This window comes from Halopseudomonas salegens, assembly GCF_900105655.1.
Classification (GTDB): Bacteria; Pseudomonadota; Gammaproteobacteria; order Pseudomonadales; family Pseudomonadaceae; genus Halopseudomonas; species Halopseudomonas salegens.
In genome coordinates this window covers 2,914,218-2,936,461 of sequence record NZ_LT629787.1, presented here as the reverse complement: position 1 = coordinate 2,936,461, position 22,244 = coordinate 2,914,218, and the positions used below count along the sequence as shown (strand labels likewise).

The 22,244-nt window shown below is 58.7% G+C and carries 19 protein-coding genes and 1 other RNA gene; 7 read left to right on the top strand and 13 right to left on the bottom strand.

Annotated elements, in window-relative coordinates:
* Positions 1-8: 8 nt before the first annotated feature.
* The gene (locus tag BLU07_RS13535; protein ID WP_092387783.1) at positions 9-980 is read right to left on the bottom strand and encodes an NAD(P)H-dependent flavin oxidoreductase; all 972 of its coding nucleotides are present in this window, start codon (positions 978-980) and stop codon (positions 9-11) included.
* A 213-nt stretch (positions 981-1,193) separates the two neighbouring features.
* Here BLU07_RS13535 and BLU07_RS13530 point away from each other — a divergent pair, with 213 nt between their 5' ends.
* A complete protein-coding gene (locus BLU07_RS13530; protein WP_092387781.1) occupies positions 1,194-1,997 on the top strand; it encodes a glycerophosphodiester phosphodiesterase in 804 nt (267 codons plus the stop codon).
* On the opposite strand, the gene BLU07_RS13525 is transcribed toward BLU07_RS13530, so the two are convergent.
* The 4 genes from BLU07_RS13525 to BLU07_RS13510 form a co-directional block, all read right to left on the bottom strand.
* The gene (locus BLU07_RS13525; protein WP_092387779.1) at positions 1,988-3,325 is read right to left on the bottom strand and encodes an MFS transporter; all 1,338 of its coding nucleotides are present in this window, start codon (positions 3,323-3,325) and stop codon (positions 1,988-1,990) included. The genes BLU07_RS13530 and BLU07_RS13525 overlap by 10 nt on opposite strands.
* Before the next feature lie 108 nt (positions 3,326-3,433).
* Complete coding sequence (locus BLU07_RS13520) at positions 3,434-3,733, bottom strand: hypothetical protein (protein ID WP_092387777.1); 300 nt, start codon at positions 3,731-3,733, stop codon at positions 3,434-3,436.
* Between the two features lie 241 nt (positions 3,734-3,974).
* Entirely contained in the window at positions 3,975-5,837 is a 1,863-nt protein-coding gene (locus tag BLU07_RS13515) for an alpha/beta fold hydrolase (protein WP_157719205.1), read from the bottom strand.
* Positions 5,838-6,071: 234 nt separating this feature from the next.
* Complete coding sequence (locus BLU07_RS13510) at positions 6,072-8,249, bottom strand: malate synthase G (RefSeq protein WP_092387773.1); 2,178 nt, start codon at positions 8,247-8,249, stop codon at positions 6,072-6,074.
* Positions 8,250-8,432: 183 nt separating this feature from the next.
* Between BLU07_RS13510 and BLU07_RS13505 the strand changes: the two genes are divergently transcribed.
* Complete coding sequence (locus tag BLU07_RS13505; protein ID WP_092387771.1) at positions 8,433-9,365, top strand: phospholipase BipL; 933 nt, start codon at positions 8,433-8,435, stop codon at positions 9,363-9,365.
* Between the two features lie 185 nt (positions 9,366-9,550).
* Entirely contained in the window at positions 9,551-10,186 is a 636-nt protein-coding gene (locus BLU07_RS13500; RefSeq protein ID WP_092387769.1) for a 2OG-Fe(II) oxygenase, read from the top strand.
* On the opposite strand, the gene BLU07_RS13495 is transcribed toward BLU07_RS13500, so the two are convergent.
* The 3 genes from BLU07_RS13495 to serA form a co-directional block, all read right to left on the bottom strand.
* Positions 10,187-11,110, bottom strand: coding sequence for a response regulator (locus BLU07_RS13495; RefSeq protein ID WP_092387767.1), 924 nt, complete (start codon positions 11,108-11,110; stop codon positions 10,187-10,189).
* 1 nt (position 11,111) lies between these two features.
* The gene (locus BLU07_RS13490) at positions 11,112-12,416 is read right to left on the bottom strand and encodes a sensor histidine kinase (RefSeq protein WP_092387765.1); all 1,305 of its coding nucleotides are present in this window, start codon (positions 12,414-12,416) and stop codon (positions 11,112-11,114) included.
* A gap of 114 nt (positions 12,417-12,530) precedes the next feature.
* Complete coding sequence (serA, locus tag BLU07_RS13485; protein ID WP_092387763.1) at positions 12,531-13,760, bottom strand: phosphoglycerate dehydrogenase; 1,230 nt, start codon at positions 13,758-13,760, stop codon at positions 12,531-12,533.
* Between the two features lie 215 nt (positions 13,761-13,975).
* Between serA and BLU07_RS13480 the strand changes: the two genes are divergently transcribed.
* Positions 13,976-15,367, top strand: coding sequence for an FAD-binding oxidoreductase (locus tag BLU07_RS13480; RefSeq protein ID WP_092387761.1), 1,392 nt, complete (start codon positions 13,976-13,978; stop codon positions 15,365-15,367).
* 345 nt (positions 15,368-15,712) lie between these two features.
* A complete protein-coding gene (locus tag BLU07_RS13475; protein ID WP_092387759.1) occupies positions 15,713-16,399 on the top strand; it encodes a fumarylacetoacetate hydrolase family protein in 687 nt (228 codons plus the stop codon).
* A gap of 23 nt (positions 16,400-16,422) precedes the next feature.
* Here BLU07_RS13475 and rpiA read toward each other — a convergent pair whose 3' ends face one another.
* The gene (gene rpiA, locus BLU07_RS13470) at positions 16,423-17,097 is read right to left on the bottom strand and encodes a ribose-5-phosphate isomerase RpiA (RefSeq protein WP_092387757.1); all 675 of its coding nucleotides are present in this window, start codon (positions 17,095-17,097) and stop codon (positions 16,423-16,425) included.
* 124 nt (positions 17,098-17,221) lie between these two features.
* Between rpiA and ilvA the strand changes: the two genes are divergently transcribed.
* Positions 17,222-18,736, top strand: coding sequence for a threonine ammonia-lyase, biosynthetic (gene ilvA / locus BLU07_RS13465; RefSeq protein WP_092387755.1), 1,515 nt, complete (start codon positions 17,222-17,224; stop codon positions 18,734-18,736).
* Position 18,737: 1 nt separating this feature from the next.
* On the opposite strand, the gene BLU07_RS13460 is transcribed toward ilvA, so the two are convergent.
* Entirely contained in the window at positions 18,738-20,588 is a 1,851-nt protein-coding gene (locus BLU07_RS13460) for a diguanylate cyclase (RefSeq protein ID WP_092387753.1), read from the bottom strand.
* A 66-nt stretch (positions 20,589-20,654) separates the two neighbouring features.
* Positions 20,655-21,125, bottom strand: coding sequence for an EVE domain-containing protein (locus tag BLU07_RS13455; protein ID WP_092387751.1), 471 nt, complete (start codon positions 21,123-21,125; stop codon positions 20,655-20,657).
* Positions 21,126-21,314: 189 nt separating this feature from the next.
* Between BLU07_RS13455 and BLU07_RS17985 the strand changes: the two genes are divergently transcribed.
* Positions 21,315-21,443 (top strand): hypothetical protein, encoded by a 129-nt coding sequence (locus BLU07_RS17985; RefSeq protein WP_269434158.1) that lies wholly within the window; start codon positions 21,315-21,317, stop codon positions 21,441-21,443.
* Here the strand turns inward: BLU07_RS17985 and BLU07_RS13450 are convergent.
* Together BLU07_RS13450 and ssrS are read right to left on the bottom strand one after the other, a co-directional pair.
* Positions 21,414-22,031: a 5-formyltetrahydrofolate cyclo-ligase gene (locus BLU07_RS13450; protein WP_231701641.1), complete on the bottom strand. Its 618-nt coding sequence runs from the start codon at positions 22,029-22,031 to the stop codon at positions 21,414-21,416. The genes BLU07_RS17985 and BLU07_RS13450 overlap by 30 nt on opposite strands.
* A gap of 3 nt (positions 22,032-22,034) precedes the next feature.
* Positions 22,035-22,214, bottom strand: a non-coding RNA gene (gene ssrS / locus BLU07_RS13445) — 6S RNA.
* Positions 22,215-22,244: the final 30 nt, after the last annotated feature.

The window sequence follows — 22,244 nt, the reverse complement described above, 5'->3', positions numbered from 1 at the left end:
AGAGCCCTTTACAGAAAGCCTGCAAGGCGTTGGCGAATCAGGTCGTCGGCATCGCGCATGATGCCGGAAATCAGCTGTTCGCAGGTAGGTACGTCGTGAATCAGACCAGCGACCATGCCGCAGGACCAGGCACCGATTTCCATATCACCTTCCTGCATGATGCGCGGGTAGACGCCAGCAACTTCATCAATGATGTCGCTGAATTGCAGGTCCTTGCCCAGTCTTTTCTCTTTCTCGATGATGCGCTCCACGGCGGCATTGTTGAGCACACGCTCGGTATTGCGCAGCGGACGCATGACCAGGCGGGTGTCCAGCTCGCTGGCGGCAACAATGGCTTGTTTGACGTTATCGTGCACTGGCGCTTCCTGAGTAGCGATAAAGCGTGTACCCATGTTCATGCCCTCGGCACCGAGAGCCAGAGCGGCAACCAGCGAGCGGGCATCGGCCATACCGCCGGAGGCGACAAAGGGGATCTCCAGTTCTTCAGCAGCGCGGGGCAGCAAAATCATATTGGGAATATCGTCTTCCCCCGGGTGCCCGCCACACTCGAAGCCATCGACGGACACCGCATCGCAGCCAATCGCCTGGGCTTTCAGCGAATGGCGTACCGAAGTGCACTTGTGAATGACCTTGATGCCCGCATCCTTGAGCGCGGGCATATATTGCTCCGGACTGCGGCCGGCGGTTTCCACGAACTTCACCCCGCCTTCAATGATGGCTTTGATGTAACCCGGATAGTCGGGGGCGTTGACCGTGGGCAGGAAGGTCAGGTTGACCGCAAAGGGTTTGTCGGTCATGTCGTGGCAGCGGGCGATCTCATTGGCCAGATCGGCAGGCGTTCGCTGGGTCAGCCCGGTAATGGTGCCCAGACCACCGGCGTTGGATACGGCCGCTGCCAGGTCGGCAAGACCGACAAAATGCATGCCGCCTTGAATGATCGGATGCTGGATGCCAAAGAGTTCAGTAATTCGGGTTTTCACGGAAGCACACCTCGTACAGGATTGGGCTGAAACAAAACCCTGACGCTAGCGAGCAGGCAGCGGAAAAGCAAGCGGCATCAGTCTTGCTGATTCGCCGGCATAGAAACGCGTGGGTTGTCGTCATGCCGGGCCGGGGCTGAACCTGGATAAACAGATCATGCAGCAGGCTAGAATGACAGGTACATCGCATGACAATACAATTCGGAGCGGCGCATGGCGGATTTGTCCGGACACCTGAACACCCTGGCCAATTATCTCTGGAGTTTGTCACCTGCTGCACGACGGCCGGTGCCGGTGGTGAGCAATCTGGTGGCGCACCGGGGGGCGCACGGCCGTGGGCCAGCCGGTGTAGTGGTAGAGAATACGCTTGAGGCCTTTGAGCTGTGCCTGCAACTCGGGGTATGGGGAGCCGAGCTGGACATTCAGCTGACCCGTGATGGCGAACCGGTCGTGCATCATGATCCGCATTGCGGGCGGTTGTTTCAGCGTCCCGATCTGGTTATTGCAGAGACCCGTTACCGTGACCTGCGCGCTGCCGTGCCGGAGATTCCGCACCTGGATGAAGTGGTGCACCTGGCGCGCGGACGCTTGCACCTGATGATCGAAATCAAGGAATCCTGGCAGCAGCGTGCCGAACTGCCGCAACGGGTGAGTGAGCGCCTGCAGGCGTTGACACCGACGACCGACTTTCATCTGTTGAGTCTGGAACCAGAGCATCTGGAAGGTTTTCGCGAGATACCCAAAGCGGCCTATGTTGATGTCGCCCAGGCGAATACCGCGCATATCGTGCGGCAGAACCTGGCCTTGGGGCATGGCGCCGTGGCAGGCTCTTTTGCGCTTATCGGCGCCAGTACCCTGCAGCAACTTCGTGACGCTGGTCGCAGGGTCGGCACCGGCTTCGTCGAAAACCGGCTGATCCTCAATCGCGAGATCAATCGTGGGGTCGACTGGGTATTCAGCGATAGCATCTTGCAGCTACCGCTGGCCGCTGATGAGGGCGATGCGGATCATTCCTGACCCGGGTCGCGCCAGCCATCGGCGACTTGTTCACCGCGCCGTTCATCGACGGGTAGCACGGCCAGGATGGCGACAATGAACAGGGCCAGACAGAACAGGATGGCGTTGGCCAGGCCGAAACCCCACTGAATCAGACCCAGTCCCAAAATACCGAAGATGGCGGCGAGTTTGGACGCCATCCCCCACAGACCGAAGAATTCTGCCGCTTTGCCGCTGGGCGTCAGCACCCCGACCAGGGCCCGCGTTGCGGATTGCGAAGAACCCAGGCTGGCGCCGGCCAGCACTCCGGCAAACAGAAATACGTATTGCGCCTGCCAGTCGACGCCAAACCAGTGGCTAAGCCTTGCCGTCAGGGTCGGAGTCTGCCAGATCGCCAGAATGGCCAGCAACCAGAGGCCAAGTGTTATCAAGTAGGTGGTACGAGCACCAATATGGCTTTGTAGCCAGCCAAAACCGATGGCCCCGAGCGCGGCAGTAATCTGCACGGTGATGAACATGTAGATGCGAACCTGCTCATCCCAGCCAATCACCTGAGCGCCGTAGATAAAGGAAAAAGAGATGATGATATAGATGCCGGCCATGGCAAAGAAGACCGAAATCAGCAGCGCGCGCAGGTCACGGAACTGGTGAACCTGTCGCCATGTGGTCTGCAATCGTTGCAAGCCGACGCCAATCAGGCTTTGCCCTGATGGCAAATGTTGCTTGCTGCCCCGCTCGCGGACCCAGAGGAAGGTCGGGATCGCGGCCAGCAGGAAGAAGCCGGCCGCAAAAGGACCGACCCAGCGAATGGTGTCATAGTTCTCGGCAGAGACCTCGCCAAGAAAAAACAGGGTGAAAGCGGTAGCCACCAGACCACCAATATAACCCAGGCCCCAGCCGAGCCCGGAGATCCAGCCGAGGGCTTTGCGTGGACCCAGATCAGGCAGAAAGCTGGCAATAAAGCCCTCACCGATGGCATAGGCAAAATTCGATGCAACAATCAGCAGCATCGCGGGTATCAGCCAGCCGGGCTCGACGAAATACAGCAGCGCGGTAGCGCCTACGGTGAGCAGGTAGCTGATAAACAGGAAGCGTTTGCGGCTGCGCGAATAGTCCATGATCGCCCCGCACAGGGGGTTGGCCACCACCACCAGAAAATAGCTGAATGCCAGTGCCAGGCTCCAGAGCAGATTACCCAGACGGTAATCAGGGCTGTCGCCAACAATTACCCGGGTAAACAGATCACCGTAGATAACGGTGATGATGAGCAGGGTATAGCCCTGGTTGGCAAAATCGAACATGGCCCAGCCAAATATTTCCCGTTTGGGGGCAAGTTCCTGCGCGGACATGCGGACTCCTTGAGCACTGATGGCAGCGCGCAGAGTCGCGCGCGGGAGTCACTATAGCGTGGAATGGGGCAGGGGTAGAACCGCCGGCTGGCGCGACCTGGCTCTGGTTCAGCCGGTTTTGCTGCTGCCCAGGTCGGGGCTGATCAGCATGCCCTGCTGCACAAAGCAGGTCTGGGCACCGCGTTTCAGGGTGATGGGTTCGCGGCTGATGATGCGCCAACCGTGATCGACCATGGTGTCAATGTGAGCCCGCAACAAGTGCAGTTCACGCTGCTCGATCGGAGAAAGCTCGACTTCCTCGATCGGGGCTTCGGTGATCTCGATCTTCTGTTCAGCCAGTTTGGCCTGTATGGCCAGCAATCGCTGGCGGTGAACATCACTAGGTACTGCCGCGCGCTTTTTGGTCATACAGCTCCCCTTACAGGAGATCTTCTGCATCCGGGCAAGTGGCGGCCGGCAGTCATTGCCAGTCGGAAATTTGAATTACCTGTCGATAGTATCCTAGCTGCTGATGAAAGCAAGCCGGTCGGGTTTGGCCAGCGGGTAGCCGGTCACTGGATATCTGCCGTTGGTCGCCGGCGAACGGGAGGGGAGATAACAGCCTGCCGGCAGGGCAGGCTGTTACAGGTGGCATCGGTCCTTGTTGAGGTTATTCCACGTAATCGCGGAAATGCACCGAGATTGAACGCACCTTGTCGGATGACCAGTTGGGTACATTGACCCGCCGCGGTTCGCCGCCCCGGCGCGATATCAGTTCCAGCTCAATGACCGAATCGGGCTCAGCCGCACCGGGTATGAACAGATCCAGCCCGGAAATAAAGGGAAAGAGGTGGAACACCGGGTCCGGTGCGGTCAGGTTGCTGACCCCGTCGGTATTGCGGTCATGCAGAAATATATTGCTCAGCCGTTTCAACAGTGGTCCGGTCTGGGCGGTAATGACATTGGTGCCGTTCACGAGGAGCTGGTCGTTGCTGTCACCCTGGTCACCCCAAAGCTCCATGTCACGGCTGATAGACAGATTGCTGTGATTGGGGCTGCGGGCCAGACGGGCGCCAAGCCCTTCACCGGGTTCGGAGGTATTCAGGCGAATCTGGTAGCTATGCTGGGTATAGGCTTCGCGGTAAAAGTAGTGGTCGGCATTGGCCGCATCGGGCCGGCGCAGAACGAATTCGTAAGTACCGCCGTTGTTGATCTGGAAGGGTCCCCAGTGTCCATCACTGCCAATCGCCTGGGTATGTTGCGGCAGGTCGGCCAGGCTGCGCCCTGTGGTTGGATCCACTTCGCTGATTTCCAGTATCGAACCCGCAGCGCCGCTATTGGAAGGAAACAGGTTGGCGCGCCCGGCGATCCACAGATGCTCGCCTTCGGCGGCAGGAATGGCCGTTGTGGCCGGTTCGGCGCCGTCATTGAAGAAACGGTACATGCGCGCAAAGGAATCCGCCGAGGTAGCCACTTCAATATGACCTACCGGATCTTCCTCACTCGGGTAGACGTTGTCGGCACCGACGACCTCGCGATCAACATATTGCCCCCAGAGCACCAGGTTGGGCACGCCGCCGGGCGGTGCCTCGCCATCACGGCCATCCAGGTTGACATAGGCTGCGACCTTGGCTGCACGTGAAGGGTCGGCCAGATAGATCCGGCTGACCTCGGTTCCCATGGAGTGCCCCATCAGGTTGACCTGCTCGAAACCCGTGCTTTGGCGCAGAGCATCAATCAGGGCATTCAGTTCCATTGTGGTCCGGGTAAAATCCGGTGGATTGGTGTCGTATTCGTAGGTGGCCAGATGGCTGCGCGGGTAACCATTGGCGATAAAGCGCTGCGCTTGCGACTCGAACTGACCGGCGGAGCCGGCACCGCCATGCACGAACACAACGGGGCGCTTGTCAAAGTCGACCTCTTCGCCATCGGTTGCATCGAGGGAGTCCTGCAGATGCAGCCAGGCATTCAGGCGGTCGCGCAGGATGCGGTCTCCTGCAGCAAACAGGTCCTGGTCGTTCAGATACCCAAGCAAGGCATTGGCCGCGACAGCAAAGTCGCCGTTATCCATCAGGCTCAGGTCGAAGCCGGGGTTGTTGGCGAGATAGTCACTGATAGCGTCATGCAAGGCGGCATCCAGTTGAATGCCATTGTTCAGATTGCCGTCCGCATCCAGGCTCTGAAGCAGGCGCGCCAGATTGATTGCCGCAGGGTGGCTGCTGTCATCCGCTTCGGCAATCAGGTCCACCGGGCTGAGTACCGGCTGGCCGGTTGCGCTACCCAGGTCGAGATCACCAATGGCGAAATGGACGGTTTCGCCGCGGAGGTATTGGAAGTTGCCGTCAGCGTCGGTCAGGCCATTGGTGCTGTCGGTACGAAACGAGAGCCCTGCAACCGGGCTGTCTATAAATTGGCCGCTGAGCGGGCCGTCGTCGGAGCTTGAGCCCGATCCGGACAAACAACCGCTGATAAGCAGTGTGCTTAGGCCGAGCAGGCCGAGCGCGGGGAAGCTGCGCGATGCGAAGCGCGTCATGAGGTTTATCTCCATTTCTTATTCTGGATATGACTGGATCAAAGGGGGTAAGTGCACCAGGGGTGGTCCCATCTGTCCAAGCGGCTCATTTTTGAGCGCGTCTCTACACTAGTCAGGCGCGCTAACGCAGTCAATAAAAACCGAACATTCATTCCTTTTTTGTTCGGCGCCTTGCCCAGAGCACAAAAAAGCCCCGGGCAGCTAGGCTGGCCGGGGCTCTGGGTTGTTGCGGGATCAGCGGCCGTGTTTGGCCTTGAACTCGCGGCGGCGGCGATGCAGAACCGGCTCGGTGTAACCGTTGGGTTGTTTGCAGCCTTCGATGCACAGTTCGACGGCGGCCTGGAAGGCGACGCTGTCAGCGAAGTCCGGCGCCATCGGCAGGTAGTCCGGGTCATTGGCATTCTGCCGGTCAACCACCGGAGCCATGCGTTTGAAGGTCTCCATTACCTGCTCTTCGGTGCAGATGCCATGACGCAGCCAGTTGGCGATATGTTGGCTGGAGATACGCAGGGTGGCACGGTCTTCCATCAGGCCGATATCGTTGATATCCGGTACCTTGGAACAACCAACACCATGATCAATCCAGCGTACAACGTAACCCAGAATGCCCTGAACGTTGTTGTCCAGTTCCTGCTGGATTTCTTCGGCACTCCAGTTGGTGTTTTCCGCCAGCGGAATGGTCAGGATGTCATCCACGGATGCCGGCGTGCGCTTGGCCAGTTCATTCTGGCGTTCGGCGACATTCACCTTGTGGTAGTGCATGGCGTGCAGGGTAGCGGCTGTCGGGGAGGGTACCCAGGCAGTATTGGCGCCCGCCATCGGGTGGCCGATTTTCTGTTCCAGCATGGCCGCCATCAGATCGGGCATGGCCCACATGCCCTTGCCGATCTGCGCGCGACCCTTGAGGCCGGTAGCCAGGCCGATGTCGACGTTGCTGTTTTCGTAGGCACCAATCCATACGGCGCCCTTGATGTCGCCCTTGCGGATAAAGGCGCCGGCTTCCATCGAGGTATGGATTTCATCACCGGTACGATCGAGAAAGCCGGTATTGATGAAGACCACGCGCTCACTGGCAGCCTTGATGCAGGCTTTCAGGTTGATGGTGGTGCGGCGCTCTTCATCCATGATGCCGACTTTCAGCGTGTTGCGGGTCATGCCCAGCATGTCTTCCACGCGGCCGAAGAGTTCGGTGGTGAATTCGACTTCTTCCGGACCATGCATTTTCGGCTTGACGATATAGACCGAACCGGTGCGGGTGTTCTTGCGCGCGGTATTGCCATTCAGGTTGTGCAGGGCAATCAGGCTGGTAACCGCGCCGTCCATGATGCCTTCGGGGACCTCGTTGCCGTCCTTGTCGAGAATGGCGTTATTGGTCATCAGGTGACCCACATTGCGCACAAACAGCAGTGAGCGACCGTGCAGGGTCAGCGTTGAACCGTCGGCGGCGGTGTATTCCCGGTCCGGGTTCATGGTGCGGGTGAAGCTGCTGCCGCCCTTGCTGACGTTTTCCGCCAGATCACCTTTCATCAGGCCGAGCCAGTTGCGGTAAACAACGGTCTTGTCGTCGGCATCGACGGCGGCTACCGAATCTTCACAGTCCATGATGGTGGTCAGTGCGGACTCCATGAGGATGTCCTTGACCCCGGCTGCATCGGTCTGGCCGACATTGCTGGACGGGTCGATCTGGATTTCGAAATGCAGGCCGTTGTTTTTCAGCAGTATGCCATCGGGATTGGACGGGTTGCCGACGTAGCCAACGAACCTGTTCGGGTCCTGCAGGCCCGTGTGGCTGCCATCCTTCAGGCTGACTTGCAGTTGCCCGTTGTCGATGACATAGGCGATGGAGTCAACATGGGAACCTGTGGCCAGCGGTGCCGCCTCATCAAGAAAGGCGCGGGCATAGGCGATGACCTTGTCACCACGGATTTCGTTGTAACCCGGGCCCTTGGTAGCGCCATCGGCTTCGGAAATGGCGTCGGTCCCGTAGAGGGCATCATACAGTGAACCCCAGCGGGCATTGGCCGCATTCAGGGCAAAGCGGGCGTTCATCACCGGAACAACCAACTGCGGGCCAGCCAGCTGGGCAATCTCTTCGTCGACATTCTCGGTGGTGGCCTGGAAGTCAGCCGGCTCGGGCAGCAGATAGCCGATGTCTTGCAGGAAAGCCTTGTACTCGGGGAAGTTGAACGCCTGACCGGCTCGCGCCTGATGCCAGGCGTCAATCTGGGCTTGCAGGTCGTCGCGCTTGGCCAGCAGAGCCTTGTTCTTTGGCGCCAGGTCAGTGATCAGGGCTTCAAAGCCGCTCCAGAAAGCCTTGGCGTCGACGCCGCTGCCCGGAATGGCGTGATCGTTGATAAAGTCGTGGAGCACCTTGGCAACTTGCAGGCTGCCGACTTGTACGCGTTCAGTCATGAAAACCCTCACAGTATGAGCAGGTTGCGCCGCGTGAACTGGCGCATTTGGACGTGGTATTTAGCGATGCAGCATGTTACACGATGATCGGTTGCAAATCATGCCCAAAGCATGGAATTCTGTGCGCCTTGCGCTAGCCGCTGATCTGTTGCCGCTAGTTGGGCTTTTTAGAGTGGTCATTCAATGGATCAGGCGTTACTGCATCAACTTGTTACCGACTTGCCGCTGTTGGAGCCGGGGCGGCCGCTGGATGCCCTGGGGTTGAGGTATGCGGGCTATTACGGCATTGATTTCTCCGACCGTGCCCAGCAGCACCTCGGGCGGGTACCCATTGAAGGCTTTGATCTGGCCTTGCAGGTCTGGCGACCAGCGCAGCCGCGCGGCACGCTGCTTATTTTGCACGGCTATTATGATCACATGGGGCTCTACCGGCATGTGATTGAGTGGGCGCTGGATCAGCAGCTGGCCGTGCTCGGTATGGATCTGCCCGGACATGGCCTGTCATCCGGTGAGCGTGCCAGCATTGATTGTTTTCTCAGTTACCAGACGGCGTTGGATGCGGCCTTTGCACAGGCGCAGGTATGGGCCTTGCCAGAGCCCTGGCATCTGCTCGGGCAAAGCACCGGGGGTGGTATTCTGGTCGACCGTTTGCTGCATGGTCCGGTGCCGGAGCAAGTCGGTCAGACCATTCTTATGGCCCCGCTGGTGCGGCCCAGGCAATGGCTGTTGTCACAAATGGGCTTGCGCATGCTCGGTGGCATGGTGCGTCAACTGGGTAGGCGCTTTACCGAGAACTCTACCGATCAGGCGTTCCTCGATTTTGTTCGCACCCGTGATCCGCTGCAGCCGAAGGTCTTGCCGGTGGCCTGGGTGCAGGCGTTGGATGCCTGGATTCCGCGCATCGAACAGGCCGGGGAGTCTGTGTATTCGCCGCTGATCATCCAGGGGCAGGACGACAATACCGTCGACTGGCAACACAATATGCAGGTCCTTGCCGACAAGTTTGCCCAGCCACAGCTGCTGTACCTGCCCGGCGCTCGTCATCACCTGGCCAATGAACAAGCCTCGATGCGTGCGCAATACCTGCAATGGCTGGACGCACGACTGCACACCTGAGCTGCAGTAGCGCCCGGTCAGATAGTGAATTAAAAGCTTGTCGCTGACCGGGCTTGCTTCTTAAAATGCATCGCTGCAGGCAATGCCCGTTGCCGCGAAGAAGACGCCCATCCTCCGGGTGTTTGAGTGAGTACCTCCGCCCGGGTGCGGAGCCTTCCAATTGCTTGCTGATACGAGATTGCAGGATGACAGAAGTGTCGGTGCCGTTGCCCGAACCTTTTCAGGTGGTGGCGGATGATCTGGTGGCGCGTGGTTGGTCGGTGCTGGCCGATTCGCTGCCTGACGCGCTGGTTGCTCAGTTGGCAGGGCAATGTCGTGCTCTGTGGCAGGCGGATGATCTGACGCCGGCAGCCATTGGCCGCGGCAGCGAACAGCAGGTGGTCCCCGAGCGACGCGGTGATTACACGCGGTGGCTGGATGACTGCCCGCCACATGCAGCCCAGGATGACTATTTGCTGTGGATGGATGTGTTGCGATTGACGCTCAACCGCAGTCTGTTTCTCGGTCTGGATACCTTTGAAACCCATTATGCCCTGTACCCGCCGGGTGCTGGCTATGAGCGGCATCTGGATCGTTTCCAGGACAACCCTCTGCGCACGGTGTCTGTGGTCAGTTACCTCAACCAGCAATGGCAACCCGGTGATGGTGGCGAGCTGCGACTGTATTTGCCGGAAGGTGTGCGTGATGTTGCCCCCCGTGCGGGCACGTTGGTGGTCTTTCTCAGTGACCTGATCGAACATGAAGTGCTGCCGGCGCGTTGCGACCGCGCCAGTCTGGTGGGCTGGTTTCGTCGCCGACCGGACAATCCCTTGCTGCGCTGATCAGGCAATCAGCCGCTGTCGCAAACGACCCAGGCGGCCCAGCAGATTGCCGACCAGGCTTTGTTCGGCAGCCAGGTCGGGGATTTCCGCGGCCCGCTGGACCCGGTGCTGTGGCTGGTTTTGCCAATGCCTCGCCTTGTCGGCTGCCGTGCGAATGGCGCGCTCGTACATGCCGCTGCGAATCGGCTTGGGCAGGTAGCGGAAAATCTGTGCCTGATTGATCAGTTTGAGCAATACCTGAGTGTCCTGGAAGGGCGTGATAATAATGCTCAGCATGCGCGGATGGGCCTGGGCCAGGCTCATCAGCAGTGGGCGCATGTCTTCATTGCGCAGGCGAATGTCGCTGACCAGAATATCCAGTGGCTGGTCGTTCAACAGGTCGAGTGCTTCGTTCAGGCTGTGTGCCTGATGCATCAGAATGCCACAGTTGCGGCAGAGTTCGCTGGTGTGCCTGACCGTGTCAGGATCAGGGTCCAGCAGCAGCAGGGAAGGCTGGCGCACTGCATTTGCGGGCACCTGCGGTCTGGTAGGGACCCCGAGTGAGCGTTGCTCATGCACCAGTTGAGCGGCCTGGCGCAATGTTCCCGCCATTGCCTGCGGATCCCAGGGTTTGGTCAGGTAGCGGAAAATACCACCGCTATTGAGCGCATCCACGGCGGCGTCCAGGTCGGAGTAACCCGTGAGCAGAATTCGCAAGGTCTGCGGGTAGCGTTCCTGAACCTGGGCAAGCAGTTGGCTGCCACTCATCTGCGGCATGCGCTGATCGCTGACAATGATATCAACGGGTTCCTGCTGCAGTCGTTGCAAGGCTCGCAGCGGGTTGGACTCGGTCAGCACCTGGTAGTGGCGCCGAAACTGCAAGGCCAGGCTGCGCAAAATGCGTTCTTCGTCGTCAACAAACATGATGCGGATGGGTTGGGTCATTTCAGGCGCTCCTTGACAGGGCCAGGTCCTGACTTATGGGCAAGCTGATGAGAAAGCGCGTGCCGCGTCCGGGTTCGGACTTGAAACGGATGCGGCCGCCGTGGTCGCGAATGATCTGATAACAGATCGAAAGCCCCAGTCCGGTGCCCTGGCCAACACTCTTGGTGGTAAAGAAGGGGTCGAAAATTCTTTTTTGTGCGGCTTCGGGTATGCCGCGCCCATTGTCCTGTACCGACAGGTGAACCTGATCCTGCTCTGACCAGGTGCGTATCAGGATTTGCCCCGGCCGCTCCATGGCCTGGGCGGCGTTGGTCAGAAGGTTGAGCAGCACCTGGTTGATCTGCGAAGGGGTGCAGGTAATTACCGGCAGATCGCCAAGCCGGGTGATCACTTCAGCGTTGTCCTTGAGCACATTGCGGGCAATGACCAAGGCGTTGTGGACGCACTCATTGAGATCAACAGCTTCGGTCATGGCGCGATCCAGCCGGGCAAAATCCTTCAGGCTGATGGCCAGTTCGGCGATTTGCTCAAGCCCGAACTGAGTATCTTCAAGCAATGGCCCCAGATCTTCCGCCAATTGCGCCGGCGCGGCGGCATCGGCCGCTACGCGGGTGGCGGCAAAGGACTCGGCGAGTTGTTCGTCACTGGCTTGGGGGTCATTGAGCAGCTGCATCAGATGATCTTGCTGGTCAGCCAGCTCCAGCACCGGCCTGACCAGATCGCCCAGTAGTTGCACGTTGTTTTTTATGTAGCCCAAGGGGGTATTCAGCTCGTGGGCTACACCGGCGACCATTTGCCCGAGCGAGGCCATTTTTTCTGCCTGGACCAGATGGCTTTGCGATTGCTTGAGCTGCTTGAGCGCCTGTTGCAGCGCCTGGTTGCGCTGCTCAATGCGGTGTTCCATGGCGCGCAACAGGTCCATCACCGTCCCCAGTCCTAGATAACGGCCGTCGCCGTCCACCAGGATGAAGTCCTCGGTAATCGGATACTGCAGCTGGCCCGTGATGATATTGGCTGCACGATCCAGTGCCGTACTTGCCTTGATGATCAGTGAATCCGGGTTGCTGGCCTCTGTCACCGGGTGCCGGCCCCACAGGTCGCGGCCAAAGCGCTGCATGAAGATGTTCTGCAGGCGATAGCGACTGACCAGGCCCAGGGGGCGGTTGTCGGCATCCACTACGGGGAGTGAGAGGAAGCCTTTGTAAGCCGGCTCAAGCAGGCGGTCGGCGACATCGTTGATGGTCAGTTCCGCACTCAGCGGATCAACGCTGTGGCACAGGTCGGCGAGGGTCTTGTTGCTGGACATGGTAAGCGACTGGCTGTGAACGAAGTCGTCATTAAACCAGCGCCAGGTTTCTACGAGATGACAGGCCGGTGCCGTCGTTCGCCTGATGGTTGGCGACGGCACCGGAACGTCCGGCTAGAAGAGGATGCGGCAGCGAATGGTCCCTTTGACCTTTTGCAGCTTTTCCTGGGCCAGGTCGGAATATTCGGCATCGACATCGACCACCACATAACCGACTTTTTCGTTGGTCTGCAAATACTGGCCACAGATGTTGATGCCGTTTTCCGCGAACACCTGGTTGATTTCGCTCATCACGCCGGGAATGTTCTGGTGGATGTGCAGCAAGCGATGTTGGCCGGGGTGCGATGGCAGCGCCACTTCGGGGAAGTTGACCGAGGTGATCGAGGTGCCGTTGTCGCTGTAGCGGACCAGCTTTTCCGCCACTTCAAGGCCGATGTTGGCTTGCGCTTCCATGGTCGAGCCGCCGACGTGCGGGGTCAGGATGCAGTTGTCGAATTCACGCAGCGGGCTGATGAACTCGTCATTGTTCGAGCGTGGTTCAACCGGGAACACATCGATGGCCGCGCCACCCAGGTGCTTGTCGGCCAGGGCGCCAGCCAGGGCTTCGATATCCACTACCGTGCCGCGTGCCGCGTTGATCAGAATGCTGCCGGGTTTCATGGCGCGAATTTCCTCTTCGCCCATCATCCACTTGGTTGCGGCAGTTTCCGGCACATGCAGAGTGACCACGTCAGCCTGACTCAGAAGCTCGTTCAGGGAGCCAACCTGAGAAGCGTTGCCCAGGGGCAGTTTGGTGACGACATCGTAGAACAGCACTTGCATGCCAAGGCCCTCGGCCAGCACTGACAGCTGAGTCCCGATCGAGCCATAACCCACGATACCCAGCTTCTTGCCACGTACTTCGTAGGAATTGGTTGCGCTTTTCAACCAGCCGCCGCGGTGGCAGGACGCATTCTTTTCCGGCACGCCACGCAGCAACAGAATAGCTTCGGCGAGTACCAGTTCCGCCACTGAGCGGGTGTTGGAAAAGGGCGCATTGAACACTGCAATGCCGCGTTCCATGGCCGCATTGAGGTCCACCTGATTGGTGCCGATGCAGAAACAGCCGACGGCAATCAGCTTGGGAGCACTCTGGAAAATCTCTTCGGTCAGCTGGGTGCGCGAACGGATGCCGATAAAGTGGGCATCGGCCACGGCCGCCTTGAGTTCCTCTTCCGGCAGTGAGCCGGTACGGTAGTCAATGTTGGTGTAACCAGCAGCCTTCAGCGTATCGACGGCGTTCTGATGTACGCCCTCGAGCAGAAGGAACTTGATCTTGCTCTTGTCCAGTGAGGTCTTGGCCATGGTCTGTGGTATCCGCAATACTGGTAGCGCCTGGGGCGCGGGTTAAGTGCTCCGGGCGGCTGCGATGAAGCAGTGCCGACGCTGTCGGGCATGAATTGCCACAAAAGCGTCCTGTTTCGGAAGCCGCGTATGCTAGCATAATCTGTCTTTTTGATGCTTATTGCTGCACGAATTCTATTCATCGGCAGCATGAATTCTGTGAGAGAGCCTGGTTGATGACCCCCGAAGCCCTGATCGAGCAATTGAAAACCCTGGTTGATGCGGACAAGGTACGCACCGATCCCGAGTCCCTGGATAATTGGGGCAAGGATTGGACCAAGCACTTTGCGCCCGCTCCGCTGGCTATCGTGTTCCCGAAAAATGCCGAGCAGGTGCAGGCAATCGTGCGTTTCGCCAATCAGCATCAGGTCGCCCTGGTACCTTCCGGCGGGCGCACGGGTCTGTCCGCCGGCGCAGTCGCCGCCAACGGCGAAATTGTGGTCTCTTTCGATTACATGAACAAGATTGTGTCCTTCAATGAGTTTGACCGCACCGTGGTCTGTCAGCCCGGCGTGGTCACGGCGCAACTGCAGCAGTTCGCCGAAGAGCAGGGGCTGTATTATCCAGTCGACTTTGCCTCGGCCGGTTCAAGCAACATTGGCGGCAATATCGGCACCAATGCCGGCGGTATCAAGGTCATTCGCTACGGTATGACGCGTAATTGGGTGGCGGGCCTGAAAGTGGTCACCGGCACTGGCGAGCTGCTGGAGCTGAACAAGGACCTGATCAAGAACGCGACCGGCTATGATCTGCGCCAACTCTTCATCGGCGCAGAAGGGACCCTGGGTTTTGTGGTCGAGGCGACCATGCGCCTGGAGCGCGCGCCAAAGAACCTGACTGCCATGGTGCTGGGCACCGCCGACTTCGATTCCATCATGCCGGTGCTGCACGCCTTCCAGAGCAAGCTGGACCTGACTGCCTTCGAGTTTTTCTCTGACAAGGCGATGGCCAAGATCATGGCTCGCGGCGACGTGCCGGCACCCTTCGCCACCGAGTGCCCCTTCTATGCGTTGCTGGAATTCGAGGCGCTGAACGAGGATATCGCCAATCAGGCACTGGAGATATTTGAGCATTGCGTGGAGCAGGGTTGGGTGCTGGACGGGGTGATGAGCCAGAGCGACCAGCAATTGCAGAACCTGTGGAAGCTGCGCGAATTTATCTCGGAAACCATCTCGCACTGGACGCCGTACAAGAATGACATCTCGGTCACTGTCGCCAAGGTACCGGCCTTCCTGCATGATATTGATGCCATCGTCGCGGAACACTACCCGGACTTCGAGATCGTCTGGTTCGGCCATATCGGTGACGGCAACCTGCACCTGAATATCCTCAAGCCGGAAGGCATGGACAAGGATGAGTTCTTCGGCAAGTGCGCCAGCGTGAACAAGTGGGTGTTCGAGATCGTGCAGAAATACAACGGCTCGATTTCCGCTGAGCACGGCGTGGGCATGACCAAGCGTGACTACCTGCATTACAGTCGCAGCCCGGAAGAAATTGCCGTGATGAAAGCGGTCAAGGCTGTATTTGACCCGAATGGGATTATGAATCCAGGCAAGATTTTTGCCTGACGTTGTAAAAAACTGGCCAGTCATCAGCGTGTCAGCTCAGGCAGGGTTCACCCGCAGCGGACACGCCGTGAACCCGTCCCAGGGGTCGGTGCCTGGTGATGCCGTCCATTTACGCGGCTTAAAAGAGTGTGTTTGTAAAACTATTGGTTAGAAACACTGATAGGAAAGGTTCTGAGTTGTGCGGTATTGCCTGGCCCCTGACCTGGACACGCTGTAAATACGTCCCTGTACGCTCGTCTATAGCCGTCCTTGGCTATAGACGGTCCAGATCAGGGCCAGGCAACACCGCTTGCCAGATCTAGTGCAGCAAGCCGTGTTTCTACCCATCTCTTGCGTGGAGTCTGCATGTCCTACCAACACCACTTCGCTGACGGCACCACCATCGACCTGCCACTGGGCAAGGTCGTCTGTGTCGGGCGCAATTATGCCGAACATGCGCGTGAACTGAACAATCCGGTGCCCAGTGAGCCATTGCTGTTTATCAAGCCGGCCACTGCCGTGGTACCGCTCAGTGATGCCCCCTTGCAGCTGCCGACAGGCAAGGGTCCGGTGCACTATGAAACGGAAATTGCCTTGCTGATCGGCCAGCCACTGCGCGGTGAGGTAAGCATCGAGCAGGCCCGGCAGTCGATCATCGGGGTTGGGCTGGCGCTGGATCTGACGCTGCGTGAATTGCAGGACCAGCTGAAAGCCAAGGGGCACCCCTGGGAGCGCGCCAAGTCATTTGATGGAGCCTGCCCGCTCTCGGTATTTATTCGTCCTGAACAGGCCCCGGCGCTGACTGAGCTGCCCTTGCGCCTGGTGGTCAATGGCGAAGTACGCCAGCAGGGTTCCAGTGCCGAGATGATTACGCCGATCCTCAGCCTGCTGCAGCAGATCGCCTGTGTGTTTACCCTGCAACCGGGTGATGTCGTCATTACCGGCACACCGGCAGGTGTTGGCGAACTGCAAGCCGGCGATGTGCTGGAGCTGGCGATCCCGGGCGCGCTGGAACAGTCGGCTGAAATTGCTGGTGAAGCTGCCGCAGACTGAGTGTCTGCGGCAATAAAGGACGTTCAACTGCGCTTCAGTGTTTCCACACCGGAACTGGTGCCCAACAGCAGAATATCTGCCGGGCGGTGGGCAAACAGACCGTTGCAGACCACGCCAACGATGCTGTTGAGCTGGTCTTCCAGTTTGCGCGGATCGTGGATCTGCATGTTGTGCACATCCAGAATCACATTGCCGTTATCGGTCACGCAGCCGTCCCGGTAAACCGGATCACCGCCCAGTTTGACGATCTCGCGGGCCACATGGCTGCGTGCCATGGGGATTACCTCGACCGGGAGCGGAAAGCTGCCCAGAGTGTCGACCAGCTTGCTGTCGTCGGCAATGCAGATAAAGGTTTTCGCCACCGCAGCAACGATCTTCTCGCGGGTCAGGGCTGCGCCGCCACCCTTGATCAGTTCCAGATGGCGGTTGGTCTCATCCGCGCCGTCAATGTAAAAAGCCAGCTCGAATACATTGTTCAGTTCGTAGACCGGAATGCCGTGCTCTTTCAGGCGCGCAGCCGTGGCTTCCGAGCTGGCGACGGCGCCGTCAAAGAATCCCTTGTGTTTGGCCAGAGCATCAATAAAACAGTTGGCCGTGGAACCGGTGCCGATGCCGATGATGCTGCTGTCTTCCAGATCAGGCAGTAGCAGGTCGACGGCCGCCTGGCCGACAGCCTGTTTGAGTTGGTCCTGGTTCATGCCGATGTTCCCCTTGGCCGGTAGTAAAGTTACGAATTATACGGGTTTGCCGCGGGCAACGTGTAGTCGTACCGCAGTCAATTCGCTAGACTGGTCGTTTTCACCCTGGTCAAGCCGAAATCCCATGCTGGAATCCTACGTCAAGAAAATCCTCTGCTCGCCGGTCTATGATGTGGCGGTTGAAACGCCTATTCATGCCGCGCCCTTTCTGTCCGAACGCCTGGGCAACACCGTGTTGCTCAAGCGTGAAGACCTGCAGCCAGTTTTCTCGTTCAAGATTCGTGGTGCGTATAACAAGCTGTCGCAGCTGTCTGACGAACAGCGGGCCAAGGGCGTAGTGGCCGCCTCAGCGGGTAACCATGCCCAGGGATTGGCCTATGCTGCGCGCCATCTGGGTGTAAAGGCAACCATTGTCATGCCGCGCACCACGCCGGAGATCAAGGTCAAGGCGGTGCGCGCGCGTGGTGCCAAGGTCATTCTGCATGGCGATGCTTTTGATGAAGCCCTGGCCTACTCGCGAAAGCTGATCGAAGAAAAAGGCTACACCTACATTCATCCCTATGATGACCCGGACACCATTGCTGGCCAGGGCACGGTGGCGATGGAGATCCTGCGCCAGCATCAGGGTCCGCTGGATGCGATTTTCGTTCCGGTTGGGGGCGGTGGTCTGGTTGCCGGGATTGCTGCCTATGTGAAATACCTGCGTCCGGATATCAAGGTCATTGGTGTCGAGCCGACAGAAGCGGCCTGTCTGCAAGCGGCCATGGCGGCGGACGAGCGCGTGGTGCTGAGTCAGGTCGGGCTGTTTGCCGATGGTGTGGCAGTGGCTCAGATCGGCGAGCACACTTTTGAAGTGTGTCGGCATTACGTGGATGAAGTCATCACCGTGACTACCGACGAGATGTGTGCGGCGATCAAGGATATCTACGACGATACCCGTTCCATCTGCGAGCCAGCGGGCTGTCTTGGCGTGGCCGGAATCAAGAAGTACGTCGAGCGTGAAGGCTGTGAAGGGCAGGTTTATATCGCCATTGATTCGGGTGCCAACGTCAACTTTGATCGTTTGCGCCATGTTGCCGAGAGGGCGGAGATCGGTGAGCGGCGTGAAGCCATTCTTGCGGTGACCATTCCGGAGCGCCCCGGCAGTTTCAAGGCGTTCTGCGAGGCGCTGGGCAAACGCTCGATCACCGAGTTCAATTACCGCTTTTACGACCGTGCAGAAGCACAGATCTTTGTCGGCGTGCAGACTCATCCGGAGTCTGATCCACGCGATGCACTGGTCGGCAACCTGCGTGAACTGGGTTTCCCGGTGCTGGATATGACCGACAATGAGTTGGCCAAACTGCACATCCGCCATCTGGTGGGCGGCCATGCCGACCATGTGCGCGATGAGGTGATCTACCGTTTCGAGTTTCCCGAGCGGCCGGGAGCCTTGTTCAACTTTCTGCGCAATCTGGGCGGGCGCTGGAATATTTCCATGTTCCATTACCGCAACCATGGTGCGGCCTATGGTCGCGTGGTGGTCGGCTTGCAGGTGCCGGAAGACGAGCGCCACCAGGTTGATGAGGCCCTGGACAAGATTGGCTACCCCTATTGGGATGAATCGGAAAACCCGGCTTACCGCCTGTTTCTCGGCTGAATCAGCTGGCCGCCTGATCTGCGCTGCAGGTCCGGTTGCGCCCGGAGCTTTTGGCCTGATAGAGCATCCGGTCGGCAATCTGAACCAGATCGTGGGGGCTGTTGTCGGCGTCGGGGATCAGGCTGGCTGCCCCGATACTGATGGTCAGGTACTTTATCTCTGTTTCCGGATGGCTGATGTGCAGATCTTGCACTGCCTGATGCAAGTGATGTGCTACCCGCTCGCACTGTTCCAGGTCGGCGCCCGGCAGAATGACCGCAAACTCCTCGCCACCATAGCGGCAGGCGCAGTCTCCTTCGCGCAGCAGATTCTCCCGCAATGCCACGGCCAGTTTTTGCAGGGCTTCGTCACCCGCCTGGTGGCCAAGTTGGTCATTGAAGGGTTTGAAGTGATCGACATCAAGCATCAGCAGCCCCAAGGGCTCACTGCCGCGACGCATGCGGCGCCACTCACTGTGCAGGGTCTCGTCAAAGTAGCGGCGATTGAACAGACCGGTCAGGCCATCCTGGTTGGATAGTGCTTCCAGTCGATGGGTGACAGCCAGTTGCACGCTGTTGTTGCGGCCGACGCAGATCAGGTGGTCGCGGCCGTAACGCTGCAGATAGCTGACACTGATTTCCATCGGAATCAGGTCGCCATTGCGATGGCGGGCATTCTGCTGATAAATGGCATTGCCTTGTGATTCGACCTGTTGCTGCAGCAGGTCGGCCCAGGCCTGGTAGTCCGGCATTACGTCTTCGGGGGCAATGGCCAGTATGCTGGCGAGTTCTTTCTGGTCATAACCAAGGGTCTGCCAGCAAGCCCGGTTCATATAGATCAGCTCCTGCGGATCCAGCCCGATGATGAAGAGGGCATCATGGCTATGATCGGTCAGGTCGAGGATCAGCTTCAGCCGCGCTGACTGTTGCTGCATGCGCTCTTCGGTTGCCTGGCGACGGACCACCTCCCGCTGCAGGCTCTGATTGCTCTGTTTCAGTTGTTGCGAGCGCTGGCCGCTGAGCATGGCAAGCCACAGAGCCAGGCAAAGGCTAAAACTGGCCAGGAGCCCAGCCCCAAGGATCATTGCCGGCAAGCGGGTGGTGGTTTCCTGCAGTAGTTGTCGGGTGGGTTTGCTGCGCAGTACGAAACCGCTATTCCCGCCCAGCACAACCTGGCTTTCAACCGCCCAGTCCAGCTCCAGGGCGTCCGGGCGCTGGCGATTGAACAATTCAGCCCGCTGGTCATAGAACACCAGGCTCAGACGCTCTTCAGCCAGGTCGCGCAGCAAGTCTTCGAGCAGCACTTCCACGCGGAAAACTGCCAGCAGGAAGCCGTCAAAACGCTTCTGACCGTCAATTTCACGGTATACCGGGACGTAGTAGGCAAGGCCGGGACCGCCCTGTTGCAATTCGAAACTGTCACTCAACTCTGGTTCGCTGGAGCCGCGCACACGCTCGAGAAAAGGGTAGTTAGGATGGTCAAGCGGGTACTCGAAGCCAATCACCGCTTCGTTGCCGGCCAGAGGTTCAATCCACTGCATGCGGTAATCGGCATCCAGCCACTCTATTGCCTGATAGTTGCCGACGTCATCGAGCAGGCGCTCTACATCCAGCAACCATTGTTGATAATCGTCATGATGGTAGGGCCAGCGATTGGCGAGGCGACGCAAGCTGCTGGCCTGGCTCTCGAAGCGCGCCTCAAGTTGCAGTGCGAGCGCATGGGTCTCAAGTTTCAGACGCGACTTGGCCTGCTGCTTTTCCGCATTGGTCAGGGCTTGCCAAATCAACAGATTGGCCGCGATCAGCAGCCCGCATAGGGTGGCGATCAGCACCCGGGATAGCCCCGGATTGCGTGCAAAGGTGCGAAGTAGCATGGATGGCCTCAGAGATACTGCCTATGTGATAGCACATCGCTTGTCGGCATGCCAGCGCTGGCTCTGCTAGCAGGCATGGGTTTTGCCACCGGCGAGTTCGACCATGCAGGTAAAGTCTTCGCTATTGACAGGCATGACCGAGAGCCGGTTGCCGCGCTTGAGCAGTGGCAGGTGTTGCAGGGCGCTGGATGCTTTCAGCGTTTGCAGTGAAACAAAACGCGGAAACTTTTCGCGCCAACGTACGTCTACACATAACCAGGGCAATTTGCTCTTGCTGCTGCGAGGGTCATGACCCGGGCTGTGCGGATCAAGAGCGCTGAGGTCGGGGTAGGCCGTGCTGATGATTTCGCCGCAACCGGCCAGCCCTGGTGGGGTACAGCTGGAATGATAGAACAGGAACAGATCGCCCGGTTGCATGCGGGCGATATAGTTTTTTGCTTGATGGTTGCGGACCCCGTCCCACGTGGCTTCGCCCTGTTGGTGCAGATCGTCTATGGAAAATGCATCAGGCTCGGATTTGAGTAGCCAGTAGGCCATGGGGAAATTCCTGTATCAGATTTGACATGTTTTGTTGCATGTTTTAAACAGAGTGTTTTGCGAAACGGCGTCAATAGTCTCATGGGTTGCCTGACAATTTGACTGGCAAGCAACTGTTCGGGCCTGATTTGACGCGTCATTCGCATTCACAACAAGATTGCCCATTGATATTAGCAAGGAGAGGCAGCGATGCGCCGTAAGTTGGATCCCATGTGGATTCTCGTACTGGTTTTTACCCTGGGAGTAGTGACAACCGGATATACCCAGAGTTATCTGGATCGCAATGACTCACCGCCGGGTATCAGTGCCCAACCCTGATTCTTGTAAAAACAGGCTGTACCGGTCGGTAACAATGCCGTCCAGCGGAATATCCCAGTCGGCAATTGGCAGTTGCGGCACTTCCTGGCATTGGTGGGCCAGCCCCAGCAGTTGTGGGCGCCGCCAATGCCGCCGACGTTGCCTGTAGGCCAGGCAGCGGTCATAGAAGCCGCCACCCATGCCCAGCCGATTGCCTTGCCGATCAAAACCGACCAGTGGCAGTAACAGTAAATCCAGTTGCCAGGCCTTCACTTGCCAGTGCGGGGCAGACGCGGGTTCGTTTATACCGAAACGGTTGCGCGCCCAGCGTTGTCCCGGGCGCAACCGCTGCAAGCGCATCTGCTGGCGTGGCCATCCAGAGACGACCGGCAGGTAGCAGTGTTTGCCCCGGCGTTGTGCCAGGTACAGCAAGGGAGTGGGGTCGATTTCGCCATCATTGGGCAGGTACAGGCCAATGCGTCGGCTGCGCTGAAAGCTCGGCAGCTGTGCAATGCGGCGACACAGGTCGCGACTGGCGCGTGCCTGCTGAGCCTTGCTCAGGCTGCGTCGGCGTTGGCGCAAGGTGCGCCGCCATTGGCCGCGAGTCATGAAAGAGTCCCCGGGAATGCCGCTGTCGGGTTAGCCCTTGAACCCGAAAGTTCAAGGCGGAGGATGCCGCCAGGCCTAAGGCTTTCCGTCATGCGGACATGCACACTGGCTGTGGCAAGCAGCCCCCTGGTACAGAAGTATCGGCTCAGGGACATCTCCGACTGGCAAACACCCCAGGGACAAGCGTTACTGTACAGCATTTTCACCATGGAT

What these genes read in the sequence shown, in the direction of transcription:
- BLU07_RS13530 (WP_092387781.1), top strand. Translation starts at nt 1,194, where the DNA reads ATGGCGGATTTGTCCGGACACCTGAACACCCTGGCCAATTATCTCTGG.
- BLU07_RS13525 (WP_092387779.1), bottom strand. Translation starts at nt 3,325, where the DNA reads ATGTCCGCGCAGGAACTTGCCCCCAAACGGGAAATATTTGGCTGGGCC.
- BLU07_RS13520 (WP_092387777.1), bottom strand. Translation starts at nt 3,733, where the DNA reads ATGACCAAAAAGCGCGCGGCAGTACCTAGTGATGTTCACCGCCAGCGA.
- BLU07_RS13515 (WP_157719205.1), bottom strand. Translation starts at nt 5,837, where the DNA reads ATGACGCGCTTCGCATCGCGCAGCTTCCCCGCGCTCGGCCTGCTCGGC.
- BLU07_RS13510 (WP_092387773.1), bottom strand. Translation starts at nt 8,249, where the DNA reads ATGACTGAACGCGTACAAGTCGGCAGCCTGCAAGTTGCCAAGGTGCTC.
- BLU07_RS13505 (WP_092387771.1), top strand. Translation starts at nt 8,433, where the DNA reads ATGGATCAGGCGTTACTGCATCAACTTGTTACCGACTTGCCGCTGTTG.
- BLU07_RS13500 (WP_092387769.1), top strand. Translation starts at nt 9,551, where the DNA reads ATGACAGAAGTGTCGGTGCCGTTGCCCGAACCTTTTCAGGTGGTGGCG.
- BLU07_RS13495 (WP_092387767.1), bottom strand. Translation starts at nt 11,110, where the DNA reads ATGACCCAACCCATCCGCATCATGTTTGTTGACGACGAAGAACGCATT.
- BLU07_RS13490 (WP_092387765.1), bottom strand. Translation starts at nt 12,416, where the DNA reads ATGTCCAGCAACAAGACCCTCGCCGACCTGTGCCACAGCGTTGATCCG.
- serA (WP_092387763.1), bottom strand. Translation starts at nt 13,760, where the DNA reads ATGGCCAAGACCTCACTGGACAAGAGCAAGATCAAGTTCCTTCTGCTC.
- BLU07_RS13480 (WP_092387761.1), top strand. Translation starts at nt 13,976, where the DNA reads ATGACCCCCGAAGCCCTGATCGAGCAATTGAAAACCCTGGTTGATGCG.
- BLU07_RS13475 (WP_092387759.1), top strand. Translation starts at nt 15,713, where the DNA reads ATGTCCTACCAACACCACTTCGCTGACGGCACCACCATCGACCTGCCA.
- rpiA (WP_092387757.1), bottom strand. Translation starts at nt 17,097, where the DNA reads ATGAACCAGGACCAACTCAAACAGGCTGTCGGCCAGGCGGCCGTCGAC.
- ilvA (WP_092387755.1), top strand. Translation starts at nt 17,222, where the DNA reads ATGCTGGAATCCTACGTCAAGAAAATCCTCTGCTCGCCGGTCTATGAT.
- BLU07_RS13460 (WP_092387753.1), bottom strand. Translation starts at nt 20,588, where the DNA reads ATGCTACTTCGCACCTTTGCACGCAATCCGGGGCTATCCCGGGTGCTG.
- BLU07_RS13455 (WP_092387751.1), bottom strand. Translation starts at nt 21,125, where the DNA reads ATGGCCTACTGGCTACTCAAATCCGAGCCTGATGCATTTTCCATAGAC.
- BLU07_RS17985 (WP_269434158.1), top strand. Translation starts at nt 21,315, where the DNA reads ATGCGCCGTAAGTTGGATCCCATGTGGATTCTCGTACTGGTTTTTACC.
- BLU07_RS13450 (WP_231701641.1), bottom strand. Translation starts at nt 22,031, where the DNA reads ATGACTCGCGGCCAATGGCGGCGCACCTTGCGCCAACGCCGACGCAGC.